Here is a 13,273-nt window from a genome sequence, read left to right on the forward strand (position 1 = left end):
CGCGGCGTCGGCGACGTGTCGCGGATCTTCAAGCGGCGGGTACCCTCGCCCGCCTACCGTTGCCGCATGACCGAACAGACACCTCCGGCCGGTGTGACCGGCGCACACACCACCGACGGCCGCCCGCACAGCGCGACCTCGCTCACCCCCTTCCTCGCGATCCCCGACGCCGCCCGCGCCGTGGAGTTCTACCGGGACGTCTTCGGCGCCCGCGTGGTCGACGTGACGGAGTTCGGCGGTGTCGTCGCGCACGCCGACCTCGACTTCGGGCTCGGACGGCTCCAGCTCGGCGAGCCCAGCCCCGAGTACCACCTCGTGCCCGCGCCTTCCGGCGACGACGACTGCTATTCGATGGGCCTCTACGTCCCGGATGTGGACGCCGTGGTCGCGCGCGCCGTCGCGGCGGGGGCGACCGTCCGCGAGGCGCCGTCCCTGTTCGTCTCCGGCGACCGCTACGCCAGCATCCGCGACCCGTTCGGCGTCCGCTGGTCGATCATGACCCGCGTGGAGGACCTCTCCGACGAGGAGAGCGCACGACGGGTCGCGGAGTGGGCGGCCTCGTTCAGCGCGGCGCCGGAGAGCGCCGAGAGCTGAGCGCGACCAGGGCGGCCCGCTCGACGGCCGGCAGCAGCGCCTCCGCGGTGCGGCGGTAGCCGAGGGCGCTCGGGTGGAAGCGGTCGAGGCTGAACATCTCCTCCGGCTCGTCGAAGAACATCCCCCCGACAGCCCGCCGCAGGTCCACCGTCTCCGCTCCTTCGCGGTCCGCGGCCTCCGCCTGCACCTCGGCCAGCCGTCGCGACAGACCGGAGGCGATGCGGCGCAGGGGCTGCGGCACCGCGCGCAGGGCGCCGAGGTCGGGGCAGGTGCCGACGACGACGCGGGCACCGCGAGCCTGCAGGCGGACGATGGCCGCGCGCAGGTGGCGGGCCGACTCCGCTGCCGGGAGGCGGTGGGTGACGTCGTTGCCACCGACCACGATCACGGCGACGTCGGGGCGATAGTCCGCGGGGAGGCGGGAGAGCTGCCCGGCGAGATCCCGCGACTCCGCGCCCACGACCGCGGCGGTGCGCAGCCGTACCGGACGCCCGAGCCGGCGTGCCGTCGCCTTCGCGAGCCGCGCCCCGAGGGTCTCCTTCCGCCGTGCCGCTCCCAGGCCGGCAGCGAGGGAGTCGCCCAGCAGCAGGAGGTCGAGCGGCTCGCCCTCGAGCCCCGGGCGCCAGACACGGTCGGCGTCGAGCGACTGCTCCCCCAGCGGCTTCCCGATGCGCCGGCGCGCGAGGGCGGCCTGCCGGTCGAGGACCGCGCGGGCGCCCACGACGAGCGCGGCGGCGAGCGCGACCAGGGTCAGCAGAGGCAGACGACGCACGGCGCGATTCCAGCCGACCGCCGTGAACGTCCGGTGAACGCCTCGTCCCGACGGGGGCGACTCAGGCCAGCGTCTTGACCTCGAGCTCGTCGTCGCCGGGGCGCACGCTCGCGAAGTGGGTGTAGCCGTCCGCGGCGGAGCGCTCCAGCAGCGCCTTGAGGTTCTTCGTGCGCTGTTCGAGGCGGACCCGCGCGCCCTTCGCGACGAGGGCCGTCTTGTGCGCCACGAGCTCCGCGACGGGCACGGCCGCGTCGTGGACGAGCACGATCGCCTGCGCCGCGGTGGCCGGGTCCGTCGAGACGAGGTCGACCAGGCGCTCGAACCCGAGGGAGAAGCCCACCGCCGGCACGTCCTGCTGGAGGAACCGGCCGATCATGCCGTCGTACCGTCCTCCACCGCCGAGCGAGTACGTGACGGACGGGTGCGCGAGCTCGAAGATCGTCCCCGTGTAGTACCCCATGCCGCGCACGAGGAACGGGTCGAACACGAGCGGGATGTCGTCCTGCCCTCGACCCGCCGCGACGGCCTCGCCGATGCCGACGAGGTGGGCGACGAGCTCGTCGGGCGCGCCGTCCGGGAGCGCCTTGCGGATCTGGCGGTCGCCGAACGGGTGGTACTCGAGCGTCTGCGGGCGACCGAGGAAGGCCTGGAACGCGTCGACCGCGGTCGTCGTAGCCCCGCGCTCGCGGAGCTCGGCAGCCACACCCTCCGGCCCGATCTTGTCGAGCTTGTCGATCGTGATCAGCACCTGCGGGCGCTCTTCCTCGGTGAAGCCGAAGTGCTCCAGCATCCACTCCAGCACGCGGCGGTCGTTGATCCGCACGCTCGCGCCCTCCAGCCCCAGGGCGTCGACGGCGTCGAGCGAGGCGGCCAGCAGCTCGGCCTCGGCGCGCGCGGACGCGTCGCCGATGATGTCGATGTCGCACTGGACGAACTGGCGGTAGCGCCCCTTCTGCGGACGCTCGGCCCGCCAGACGGGACCGATCTGGATGGATCGAAAGACGCCGGGGAGCTGTCCCCGGTTGCTCGCGTAGAAGCGGGCGAGCGGCACCGTCAGGTCGTAGCGCAGGCCGAGGTCGGAGAGCTCCGCCGGATCGTCGGCGCCGGCGCGGACGGCCTCCGCATCCAGGCCGCGACGCAGAATGTTGAACGACAGCTTCTCGTTGTCGCCGCCGATGCCGGCGTGCAGCCGGTCGTACTCCTCGACCACGGGGGTCTCGATCTCGTCGAATCCGTGCGCGCGATAGCGGTCGCGGATGACGGAGAGCACCCGCTCACGGCGGGCCTTGTCGGCGGGGAGGAAGTCGCGCATGCCGCGCGGCGCGTTCACGGTAGCCACCCGTCTATCTTCCCAGGTCGGCGGCGGTGTCCGTGTCGGGTCAACCGGCCTCGGCGGCGCGGACCTCGTCCTCCAGGCGCGTCAACCGTTCCCGGAGTGCGCGCTCCGCGTCCCAGCCCTCGACCCGAGCGGCGTCCACGAGGGCGAGGAGGGCATCGCCGAGCTCCTCCTCTGACGACGGGCGCAGGGCGGACGGCGGCGCGGGCACCACGCCGGCACCGGCGGCACGACCCGGCATCTTCTGCGCACGCGCGAGGGCGGGCATCGCGCGCGGGATCCCGTCGAGCACGCTGCGGCGGGTGCGCTTCTCCGCCGCCTTCGCCGCGTTCCAGTGCACGAGCACCTCCTCCGGCGTCTCCGCGACCTCGTCGCCGAACACGTGCGGATGCCGCCGCACCATCTTCTCGGTGAGCGTGCGGGCGACGTCGTCGATGTCGAACGGGTCGTCCGGATCCTGTGCCGCGATCGCGGCATGGAACAGCACCTGCCACAGCAGATCGCCCAGCTCCTCGCGGAGGTCGGCGCGCGAGCCGTCCTCGACCGCGTCGATCACCTCGTGCGACTCCTCGATGAGGTACGGCACGAGGTCGCGGTGCGTGATGCGCTGCGACCACACACACCGCTCCCGCACCGCACGCATGGTCTCTGCGGCCGCGCGCAGCGGATCGTCGATGTCCTCGGGGCCTCGCTGCTCGCTGGTCATGCTTCCTCCGGACTCCGGCTCAGGCGGGGATGGGCGCAGCGCGACGGTACCACCGGGCGCGCAGGGTGACGACGATGCCGGAGAGGATCAGCGCGAAGAGCGACCCCACGAGGACGCCGAGGATCGCCTGGTCGCGGATGACCGCGTCGCCCTCGAACGCGAGGTTCGCGAGCAGGAGCGAGACGGTGAATCCGATGCCGCCCAGGGCGCCAGCGGCGAGGATGTCCGCGAAGGGCAGCGCCGGGTCGGCCCCCTTCGGACGGATGCGCATGGCGAGCCAGCCGAACAGGGAGATGCCAATGATCTTCCCCACCGGAAGGGCCACCACGATCGCCCAGAAGGCCGGGGAGAGGGCCGTCGGCGAGACGGCGGGGATGACGACGAAGGCCGCCACGAAGGCGAAGAGCGGCAGGATCGCGCCGTTTACGGTCGGCTCCAGCGCATGCCGGGTGCGTCCGGCGGGTACCGGCGCCATGACGAGGCCGAGCATCACGCCGGCGATGGTCGCGTGGATGCCGGACGAGGCGACGAGGCCCCACGTGACGACGCCGACGACGGCCATCCCGACCGCGACGAGCGTGTGTCCGGTGGCGTGCAGCAGGCGGCTCAGCAGCCAGAACACCGCCACCCCGACGATCGCGAGCCCGAACAGGAGCCACTGCACGTCGTGCGCGAAGAGCACCGCGATGAAGATGATGCCGATGATGTCGTCGAGGATCGCGAGGGCCAGCAGGAACACCCGCACCCGGGACGGGAGTCCGCGTCCGAACATCGCCAGCACGCCGAGCGCGAAGGCGATGTCGGTGGCGGTCGGGATCGGCCACCCGGACGCCGTCTCCGGCCCTCCCGCGATCAGCAGGTACACGAGGATCGGCACGAGCACGCCGCCGGTCGCCGCGATGGCCGGCTGCACGGCCTTCCGCGGGGAGTCGAGCTCGCCGTGGGTGAGCTCGTGCCGCAGCTCGATCGCCACGACGAGGAAGAAGATCGCGAGCAGGCCGTCCGACACCCAGTGCGCGATCGACAGGTCCAGCGCCGTCCCCGGGACGGCGAGGTGCGTCTCCAGCAGTCCGGCGATCGCGTCGTGCGTGGGCAGGTTCGCGAAGAGGAGGCCGAGGCCGGCGGCCACGAGCAGGAGGACGGCCGGGAACTGCTGCCCGCGGAGGGGGTTCGCTGTGATGCGCATCCCGTCCATCGTAGGCCGCGGCGTCACACGGTCGTCATGCGTGCAGGACACCCCGATCCACCCGGCTACTCTCGGAGGGTGACCCCCGATTCCCCCGCTTTCTCCGAGCCGACGCCCACCGAGGCCATCCGCGTGATCGGTCGTTTCGAAGCCGGTCGCGGCATCCCCGATGCCATGCGCTCCGACGTGCGAATGCTGGGCCAGCTCCTCGGCCAGGTGCTCCGCGAGGCCGGCGGCGACGACCTGTTCGAGGACGTCGAGCGCCTGCGCCTCGCGACGATCCAGGCCTACGAGGACCACAGCTCCGACGCGTTCGACCGCGCCGCGGCGATCGCCGACTCCTTCACGATCGCCCGCGCCGACGAGGTCGCCCGCGCGTTCACCTGCTACTTCCACCTCGTGAACCTCGCCGAGGAGCACCAGCGCGTGCGCGTGCTCCGGGAGCGGGCGGGGCAGGCCCCTTCGACAGGCTCAGGGGCCCAGGCGACGGACACGGTCGCGGGGGCGTACGCCCGGCTGCGCGAGGAGGTCGGCGACGACGAGGCCCGTCGTCGTCTGGACGGCCTGCGCTTCCACCCCGTCTTCACGGCCCACCCGACCGAGGCCCGGCGCCGCGCGGTCTCGTCGAGCATCCGCCGGCTCTCCGAGCTGCTCACCCAGCACGACGCAGCCAGCGCAGGCGGCTCCGAGGAGCACCGCGCCCGCCGCCGGATGCTCGAGGAGATCGACACCCTGTGGCGCACGGCGCCGCTGCGCGCGCAGAAGCCTTCCCCGACCGACGAGGTCCGCACCGTCATGGGCGTCTTCGACGAGACGCTGTTCACCACGGTCCCCCACGTCTACCGCCGGATCGACGACGCCCTGCGCGGCGAGGAGTCCGGCGCCAGCGCCCCGGTCGTCCCGGCGTTCGCGCGGATCGGCTCCTGGGTCGGCGGCGACCGCGACGGCAACCCGTTCGTCACCGCCGCGGTCACCCGCGAGGCGTCGCAGATCGCCTCCGACCACGTGCTCCGCGGCCTCGAGCGGGCGCTCGACCGGATCGGCCGCACCCTCACGCTCGCCGCGGACGACACCCCGCCCAGCGCCGAGGCCACGGCCCTCTGGGAGCGTTTCGCGGCCGCGGAGCCGACGGTCGCCGACGAGCTCGCGGCCCGTTCCCCTGACGAGCCGCACCGCCGGGTCGTCCTCGTCATGGCCCGCCGCGTGGCGGCCACGCGCCACGGAGACGAGGAGGGGTACACGGGCCCGGAGGAGCTGCTCGCGGAGCTGCGCGCCGTGCAGTCCTCCCTCGTCGCCGCCGGGGCCCGCCGCCACGCGTTCGGCGGCGTGCAGCATCTCATCTGGCAGGTCGAGACCTACGGCTTCCACCTCACGGAGCTGGAGGTGCGCCAGCACTCCCAGGTGCACGCGAAGGCCCTGGCCGAGCTCGAGGCCGGCGGGGCGATCAGCACGCAGACCGAGGAGGTGCTGGAGGTGTTCCGCGCGATCGCGGACATCCAGCGCGACCGCGGGCTGCGCGCCGCGGGTCGCTACGTCGTCTCCTTCACGCAGGCGGCCTCCGACCTCGCGAACGTGTACGAGCTGGCCCGTCATGCGCTCGGCGACGACGCCCCTGTGCTCGACGTCGTGCCGCTGTTCGAGACCTTCGCCGACCTCCAGGCCGCCCCGGGGATCCTCGCCGAGGCCGTCACCTTCCCGGAGTTCCGCGAGCGGATGGCCGCGACCGGCAACCGGCTGGAGGTCATGCTCGGCTACTCCGACTCCTCCAAGGACGTCGGGCCCGTGGCCGCGAACCTCGCGCTGTACACGGCGCAGGAGAAGATCGCCCGCTGGGCACAGGAATCGGGCATCGAGCTCACCCTCTTCCACGGCCGCGGCGGTGCGCTCGGCCGTGGCGGCGGCCCCGCCAACTCCGCGATCCTCGCGCAGCCCCCGCACTCCGTCGACGGTCGGTTCAAGCTCACCGAGCAGGGCGAGGTCATCTTCGCCCGCTACGGCGAGCCCGCGATCGCGATGCGGCACATCGACCAGGTCGCCGCCGCGACGCTGCTCGCGTCCTCCCCCACGGTCGAGGAGCGCACGAGCCGCGCGGCCGCCCGCTACGCCGAGGTCGCCGCGACGATGGACGCCGCCTCCCGCGAGCGGTTCTTCGCGCTCGTCAAGGCCGAGGGCTTCGCCCCGTGGTTCGCGACCGTGACCCCGATGGAGGAGATCGGCCTGCTCGCGCTCGGCTCGCGGCCCGCCCGTCGTGGCCTCTCGGTGGAGTCGCTGGAAGACCTCCGGGCCATCCCCTGGGTGTTCGCGTGGACGCAGGCCCGGATCAACCTCGCCGGCTGGTTCGGACTCGGCACCGCGCTCGAGGCCGTCGGCGATGAGGAACTGCTCACGGAGGCCTATCGCGAGTGGCCGCTGCTGCGCACGATGGTCGACAACGTCGCGATGAGCCTCGCCAAGACCGACGAGCGCATCGCCCGGCAGTACCTCGCCCTCGGCGACCGCGACGACCTCGCCGCCCTGGTGCTCGACGAGCTCGCGCTCACCCGTCGCTGGGTCATCCGTCTCACCGGAGGCGAGGGCCTGCTGGAGAACAAGCCCGTGCTGCAGCGGGCCGTGCAGCTGCGCAGCCCGTACGTCGACGCCCTCTCCCTCCTGCAGCTGCGGGCGCTCCGCGCGCTCCGGTCGGCGCCAGAGCAGCCGGAGGGCTCCGGCGCGGACGCCGAACAGCAGCGCCTGCTCCTCCTGTCTGTCAGCGGGGTCGCCGCCGGCCTGCAGAACACCGGGTGACCGGAGCCCTCCCGCCGAGTGCGCGGAAGCCCTCGTCGCCGACGCTAGAGTGAAACCTCCGCCTCACCCGGCTCTGCTTTCGCGTGCGACACGATCGCCCGCACCCCATCCCCCATCAGAAAGCCCTCCCGCGTGACCGTCACCACCCCCACCGACTTCCACCCGCTCGCCGCCTCCGTGCAGCCCGTCTTCGACACGGTGCTGGCGCGCAGCCCGCACGAGCCGGAGTTCCACCAGGCCGTCCACGAGGTGCTGCACTCCATCGCCCCGGTGCTGGAGCAGCGTCCGGAGTACGTCGACGGCGGGATCCTGGAGCGCCTGGTCGAGCCGGAGCGGCAGATCATGTTCCGGGTGCCGTGGGTCGACGATGCCGGGAAGCTGCAGGTCAACCGCGGCTACCGCATCCAGTTCTCCTCCGTGCTCGGTCCGTACAAGGGCGGCCTGCGGTTCCACCCGTCGGTCAACCTCTCGATCATCAAGTTCCTCGGCTTCGAGCAGATCTTCAAGAACGCGCTCACCGGTCAGGGCATCGGCGGCGGCAAGGGCGGCTCCGACTTCGACCCGCACGGCAAGTCCGACGCCGAGGTCATGCGGTTCTGCCAGTCGTTCATGAACGAGCTCTACCGGCACCTCGGCGAGCACACCGACGTCCCCGCGGGAGACATCGGCGTCGGCGGCCGCGAGATCGGCTACCTCTTCGGCCAGTACCGCAAGGTCACCAACCGCCACGAGTCCGGCATGTTCACGGGCAAGGGCACCGGCTGGGGCGGCGCCGAGGTACGGACGGAGGCCACGGGCTACGGCGCCGTGTTCTTCGCGCAGGAGATGCTCGGCGTGCACGGCGACTCCCTCGACGGCAAGCGCGTCGGCATCTCGGGCTCCGGCAACGTGGCGATCTACGCGATCCAGAAGGCCGCCCAGCTCGGCGCGACCGCGGTGACGGCGTCCGACTCCTCCGGCTATGTCGTCGACGACGCGGGCATCGACCTCGACCTGCTGCGTCAGCTCAAGGAGGTCGAGCGCGCCCGCATCGTCGAGTACGCGAACCGCCGCCCGAGCGCCCGGTTCGTGGAGAGCGGCAGTGTGTGGGAGGTGCCCGTCGACATCGCGGTGCCCTCCGCCACCCAGAACGAGGTCAGCCTCGCCGATGCGGAGGCCCTGATCGCGAACGGGGTGCGCGCCGTGTCCGAGGGCGCCAACATGCCGTGCGTGCCCGAGGCCGTCGAGGCGTTCCAGAAGGCCGGCGTGCTGTTCGCCCCGGGCAAGGCCGCGAACGCCGGCGGTGTCGCGACCTCGGCCCTGGAGATGAGCCAGAACGCCTCGCGACAGCGCTGGAGCTTCGGCGACAGCGAGAACAAGCTCCGCGAGATCATGGGCGACATCCACCGCGCCGCCTTCGAGGCCGCGGAGCGCCACGGCGTCCCCGGCGACTACGTGGCGGGTGCCAACATCGCCGGCTTCGAGCGCGTCGCCGCGGCGATGCTCGCCCAGGGCGTCATCTGACCCGTTCGAATCGCCTGAATGGTCGCAAATCCGGCCGAGATGCGACCATTCGGGCGATTCGAAGGGTGTGGGGTCAGACCTGACGGTCGTCGGCGTGCCGCGCGAGGGAGCTGCCGTAGCGCTCCGTGAGCTGCACCATGAGGTCGGGAGTGTCCCGGTCGACGCCGAAGACGTGTCCGGGGAAGTCGAGCTCGGGCTGGGCCGCCGCGATCTCCGCGTCCCGGTCGGGTGAGAGCAGCTGCACCGGATCGCCGACCGCGACCCACCCGATCGGCACCACCGTCCCCGACGGCAGCACGGCCCGGCGATGCACGATGGCGTTGACCCGCACCTCGCAGCGATCCCCGACGAGCGCGCCGTTGAAGACCCGGGCTCCGGACGCGAAGAACACCTCCTCGCCCACGGTCGCCCCGGCGATGCTGGCCAGTGTCCCGACGAGGGTGTGCGCCCCGATGTGGACGGCGTTGGCGGCGGTCGCCCGGATCAGCGCGTTCTCCATCACGATGACGTGTGCCCCGAGGGTGATCGGGCCGCCCTCCGCGGTGATGACGGCGCCGTGCAGCACCTGGCAGCCCGGTCCGAGCTCCACGTCACCGGAGATGACGGCGGTCGGAGCGACGACGGCGGTGTCGTGGATGCGGGGGCGAGCCCCGAGGTGCTCGTACAACATGCGGCCAGACTAGCCCTCGGCGTCTGCGGCGTGCACGACTTCGGAGATCATCACCGACACGCCGGCCCCGAGCCGCTCCCGACGGCGTGTCGTACACCGACTCCGAAGTTGTGCACGGCGGCCACCGCGGAGGGCCGGGTCACTCGGGCTTGGCGGGCTCGGGGAAGATGGCGGTGAACAGCTGGTCGACCCAGGCGAGCAGCTCGGCGTCGGGCAGCGGCTCCACGCCCACGCCGACCGCCGCGGGCACCGTGGGCATCGGCACGACCAGGGCCTCCCCGCCGGAGACGAGCTTCGCCTTCGGATACAGCCGCTGCAGCCGGACCTTGATGGAATCCTCGAGGCGGGCGGGCGCGAGGCGCAGGTTCGAGCCCATGGCCACGACGTCGGTGAGCCCGACCCTGGCCGCCCGGCGCCGCAGTCGCGCGATCGACACGAGTCCGGTGACCTCCTCCGGCGGCGTGCCGTACCGGTCGACGAGCTCCTCCACCACGAGGTCGATGGCGTCGTCCTTCGCAGTCGCGGCCGAGGCGGCGGAGAGCTTCTGGTACGCCTCGAGCCGGAGGCGTTCGCTGTCGATGTAGTCCTCCGGGATGCGGGCGTCGAGCGGCAGCTCGAGTCGGAGCTCCTGCCCGGTCTCGACCTCCTCGCCGCGGAAGGTCGCGACGGCCTCGCCGATCATGCGCAGATACAGGTCGAAGCCGACCCCCGCGATGTGTCCGGCCTGCTCCGCGCCGAGGAGGTTTCCGGCACCGCGCAGCTCAAGGTCCTTGAGGGCGACCTGCATACCGGAGCCGAGGTCGTTGTTGACCGCGATGGTCTGCAGCCGGTCGGCCGCGGTCTCGCTCAGCGGCTTCATGTCGTCGTAGAGGAAGTACGCGTAGGCGCGCTCCCGTCCGCGGCCCACGCGTCCGCGGAGCTGGTGGAGCTGGCTCAGCCCGTACTTGTCGGCGCGGTCGATGATGATCGTGTTCGCGTTGGAGATGTCGAGGCCGGTCTCGATGATCGTGGTCGAGACGAGGACGTCGAACTTGCGCTCCCAGAAGTCGTCGACGACCTGCTCCAGCGCGTGCTCCCCCATCTGCCCGTGCGCGACGGCGATCCGCGCCTCGGGGACCAGCTCGGCGAGCTCGGCCGCGACCCGCTGGATCGACTGCACGCGGTTGTGCACGAAGAAGACCTGCCCCTCGCGGAGGATCTCGCGGCGGATGGCGGCGGCGATCTGCTTGTCGCTGCGGGGTCCGACGAACGAGAGGATCGGGTGCCGGTCCTCCGGGGGTGTGGCGAGCGTCGACATCTCGCGGATGCCGGTGACCGCCATCTCCAGCGTGCGCGGGATCGGGGTGGCGCTCATGGCGAGGATGTCGACGTTGGTCTTCATCTTCTTCAGCGCGTCCTTGTGCTCGACGCCGAAGCGCTGCTCCTCGTCGATGATCATGAGGCCGAGATCCTTGAACAGCACCTGCTCGGTGAGGATGCGGTGCGTGCCGATCACCATGTCCACCGAGCCGTCGAGGAGGCCCTGCAGCGTGAGCCGCGCCTCCTTGTCGGTCTGGAACCGCGACAGCGGCCGCACCTTGACCGGGAACCCGGCGAAGCGCTCCGTGAACGTCTCGAGGTGCTGCTTGACGAGCAGGGTCGTCGGGACGAGCATCGCCACCTGCTTGCCGTCCTGGATGGCCTTGAACGCCGCACGGACGGCGACCTCGGTCTTGCCGAAGCCGACGTCGCCCGAGAGCAGCCGGTCCATCGGGATGGGCCGCTCCATGTCGGCCTTGATCTCGTCGATGGTCTGCAGCTGGTCCTGGGTCTCCGCGAACGGGAACGCCTCCTCCAGCTCGCGCTGCCAGGGGGTGTCCGGACCGAAGGCGTACCCCTTGGCGCTCATCCGGGCGGAGTAGAGCTTGACGAGCTCGACGGCGATGTCGCGGACCGCCTTGCGCGCCTTGCCCTTGGCCTGCGCCCAATCGCTGCCGCCCATCTTCGACAGCGTCGGGGCCTCGCCGCCGACGTACTTCGACAGGAGGTCGAGCTGATCGGTGGGGACGAACAGCTTGTCGCCGGGGTAGCCGCGCTTCGACGGCGCATACTCCAGCACGAGGTAGTCGCGGACGGACTTCGCGGCGTTGCGGCCCCCGGTGGAGACCTCGCGCTGGGTCATCTCGACGAACCGGCCGATACCGTGCGTCGCATGCACGACGAAGTCGCCCTGCTTGAGCTGCAGCGGATCGACGACGTTCTTCCGACGGGAGGCGAGCTTCTTGACGACGCGCTGGTCGCCGCCGATGGTGCGGCCGTAGAACTCGTTGTCGGTGAGGACGGCGAGCTTCGCCTCCGGCACCTGGAAGCCGGCCTCGACGCCGCCGACGGTGAGGGTCGCGACCCCCGGGTCCGGCGCATCCGCGATGGTCTCGACGACCCGCGCCGCGATGCCGCGGTCGGACAGCACGTCCCGGGCGCGGTCGACGAGACCGTGTCCGGTCGCGAGCACGACCACGCGCCAGCCGTCGGCGACCTTCGCGTCGACGAAGGCGATGGCGCCGTCGACGTTGCCGTGGAAGGAGGGGATGACGGTGGCCGCCTCGACGCTCTCCGCGGTCGCATCGCCGATCCCGAACGGGCTCAGCCGCCACCACACGCCGCCCCGGTCGCGGACGACCTCGCGCAGGTCGGCGATGGTGAGGAAGTCGCCGGCGCCGAGATCGATGGGGGCGGAGGCACCGGAAGTCGCCGCGCTCCAGGCGGCGTCGAGGAACTCGCGGTTCGTCTCGCCGAGGGTGAGGGCGCGGGCGGTCGAGCGCTCCGGGTCGATCACGGCGGTCGCCGTGCCCTCGGGCAGGTACTCGACGAGCGACTTGAGGGGGCCGGCGACCGCGGGCAGCAGCGACTCCATGCCCTCGACCGGGATGCCCTCGGCCATCTTCTCGAGCATGCCGCTGATGGCCGGGAAGCCGCCGATGAGCGCCCTGGCGCGCTCCCGCACCTCGGCCGTGAGCAGGAGCTCGCGGCTGGGCGGGAGGTCGACGCGCGGCACGTCGCCGGGGAGCGAGCGCTGGTCCGCCACGGAGAACGCCCGGATCTGATCGATCTCGTCGCCGAAGAACTCCACGCGGTAGGGGTGCTCCGATGTGGGAGGGAAGACGTCGAGGATGCCGCCGCGGACGGCGAACTCGCCCCGTCGCGACACCATGTCGACGCGGGAGTACGCCCGTTCCACGAGCTGCTCGGCGACGTGGTCGAGCTCGTTGCCGCGGCTGCCCACGGTCAGCTCGAGCGGCACGATGTCGCCCAGGTTCCCGGCGATGGGCTGGAGCGCCGCGCGCACGGAGGCCACGACCACGAGGGGGCGCTCCCCGGACCACTCGGCGACGCGCCGCAGGGTCTGCAGTCGCAGGCCGACCGTGTCCGGGCTGGGGCTGAGGCGCTCGTGCGGCAGCGTCTCCCAGGCGGGGAAGGTGAGCACCTCGGCGTCCGGGACGTACGTCTCCAGGGCCTGCGCGACCGATTCCGCGCGGCGCCCCGTGGGCACCACGGCCAGCAGCGCCGCCGGGTGGCCGGCCGCCGCGCGCTTGGCGAGCAGACCGGCGAGCACGGGCGCGTCGAGCCCGTCGACCAGGCCGAGGTCGGCGTCGGTGTGCGCCCAGGCGAGAGCGTCACGATACAGAGACGCCTCTTCCAAGGCGCGCAGAATCCCCGGAACAGTCACCGGACAAGCCTAATCG

9 protein-coding genes are annotated in these 13,273 nt (G+C 72.1%); 3 read left to right on the top strand and 6 right to left on the bottom strand.

Features of this window, described 5'->3' with window-relative positions:
• Window positions 1-66: 66 nt before the first annotated feature.
• Complete coding sequence (locus B7W94_RS11895; RefSeq protein WP_085606679.1) at window positions 67-594, top strand: VOC family protein; 528 nt, start codon at window positions 67-69, stop codon at window positions 592-594.
• Here B7W94_RS11895 and B7W94_RS11900 read toward each other — a convergent pair.
• The 4 genes from B7W94_RS11900 to nhaA all read right to left on the bottom strand — a co-directional run bounded on the left by B7W94_RS11900 (window position 563) and on the right by nhaA (window position 4,594).
• On the bottom strand, window positions 563-1,357 hold the full coding sequence (locus tag B7W94_RS11900; RefSeq protein ID WP_441338629.1) for an SGNH/GDSL hydrolase family protein: 795 nt from the start codon (window positions 1,355-1,357) through the stop codon (window positions 563-565). The genes B7W94_RS11895 and B7W94_RS11900 overlap by 32 nt on opposite strands.
• Window positions 1,358-1,427: 70 nt before the next feature.
• The gene (hisS, locus tag B7W94_RS11905) at window positions 1,428-2,678 is read right to left on the bottom strand and encodes a histidine--tRNA ligase (RefSeq protein ID WP_029989396.1); all 1,251 of its coding nucleotides are present in this window, start codon (window positions 2,676-2,678) and stop codon (window positions 1,428-1,430) included.
• A 67-nt stretch (window positions 2,679-2,745) separates the two neighbouring features.
• Window positions 2,746-3,408 (bottom strand): MazG family protein, encoded by a 663-nt coding sequence (locus tag B7W94_RS11910; RefSeq protein ID WP_085606681.1) that lies wholly within the window; start codon window positions 3,406-3,408, stop codon window positions 2,746-2,748.
• Between the two features lie 19 nt (window positions 3,409-3,427).
• The gene (gene nhaA, locus B7W94_RS11915) at window positions 3,428-4,594 is read right to left on the bottom strand and encodes a Na+/H+ antiporter NhaA (protein ID WP_025103912.1); all 1,167 of its coding nucleotides are present in this window, start codon (window positions 4,592-4,594) and stop codon (window positions 3,428-3,430) included.
• Between the two features lie 174 nt (window positions 4,595-4,768).
• Between nhaA and B7W94_RS11920 the strand changes: the two genes are divergently transcribed.
• Complete coding sequence (locus B7W94_RS11920) at window positions 4,769-7,378, top strand: phosphoenolpyruvate carboxylase (RefSeq protein WP_441338630.1); 2,610 nt, start codon at window positions 4,769-4,771, stop codon at window positions 7,376-7,378.
• A gap of 132 nt (window positions 7,379-7,510) precedes the next feature.
• Window positions 7,511-8,881, top strand: a complete 1,371-nt coding sequence (gdhA, locus tag B7W94_RS11925) for an NADP-specific glutamate dehydrogenase (RefSeq protein WP_062633506.1) — start codon at window positions 7,511-7,513, stop codon at window positions 8,879-8,881.
• Window positions 8,882-8,954: 73 nt separating this feature from the next.
• Here gdhA and B7W94_RS11930 read toward each other — a convergent pair whose 3' ends face one another.
• Window positions 8,955-9,551, bottom strand: coding sequence for a gamma carbonic anhydrase family protein (locus tag B7W94_RS11930; RefSeq protein ID WP_025103909.1), 597 nt, complete (start codon window positions 9,549-9,551; stop codon window positions 8,955-8,957).
• A gap of 139 nt (window positions 9,552-9,690) precedes the next feature.
• Window positions 9,691-13,257 (bottom strand): transcription-repair coupling factor, encoded by a 3,567-nt coding sequence (gene mfd / locus B7W94_RS11935; protein WP_172400117.1) that lies wholly within the window; start codon window positions 13,255-13,257, stop codon window positions 9,691-9,693.
• Between the last annotated feature and the right edge of the window lie 16 nt (window positions 13,258-13,273).

The organism is Microbacterium sp. LEMMJ01 (assembly GCF_002114135.1).
Classification (GTDB): Bacteria; Actinomycetota; Actinomycetes; order Actinomycetales; family Microbacteriaceae; genus Microbacterium.

What these genes read in the sequence shown, in the direction of transcription:
- B7W94_RS11895 (WP_085606679.1), top strand. Translation starts at nt 67, where the DNA reads ATGACCGAACAGACACCTCCGGCCGGTGTGACCGGCGCACACACCACC.
- hisS (WP_029989396.1), bottom strand. Translation starts at nt 2,678, where the DNA reads ATGCGCGACTTCCTCCCCGCCGACAAGGCCCGCCGTGAGCGGGTGCTC.
- B7W94_RS11910 (WP_085606681.1), bottom strand. Translation starts at nt 3,408, where the DNA reads ATGACCAGCGAGCAGCGAGGCCCCGAGGACATCGACGATCCGCTGCGC.
- nhaA (WP_025103912.1), bottom strand. Translation starts at nt 4,594, where the DNA reads ATGCGCATCACAGCGAACCCCCTCCGCGGGCAGCAGTTCCCGGCCGTC.
- B7W94_RS11920 (WP_441338630.1), top strand. Translation starts at nt 4,769, where the DNA reads ATGCGCTCCGACGTGCGAATGCTGGGCCAGCTCCTCGGCCAGGTGCTC.
- B7W94_RS11930 (WP_025103909.1), bottom strand. Translation starts at nt 9,551, where the DNA reads ATGTTGTACGAGCACCTCGGGGCTCGCCCCCGCATCCACGACACCGCC.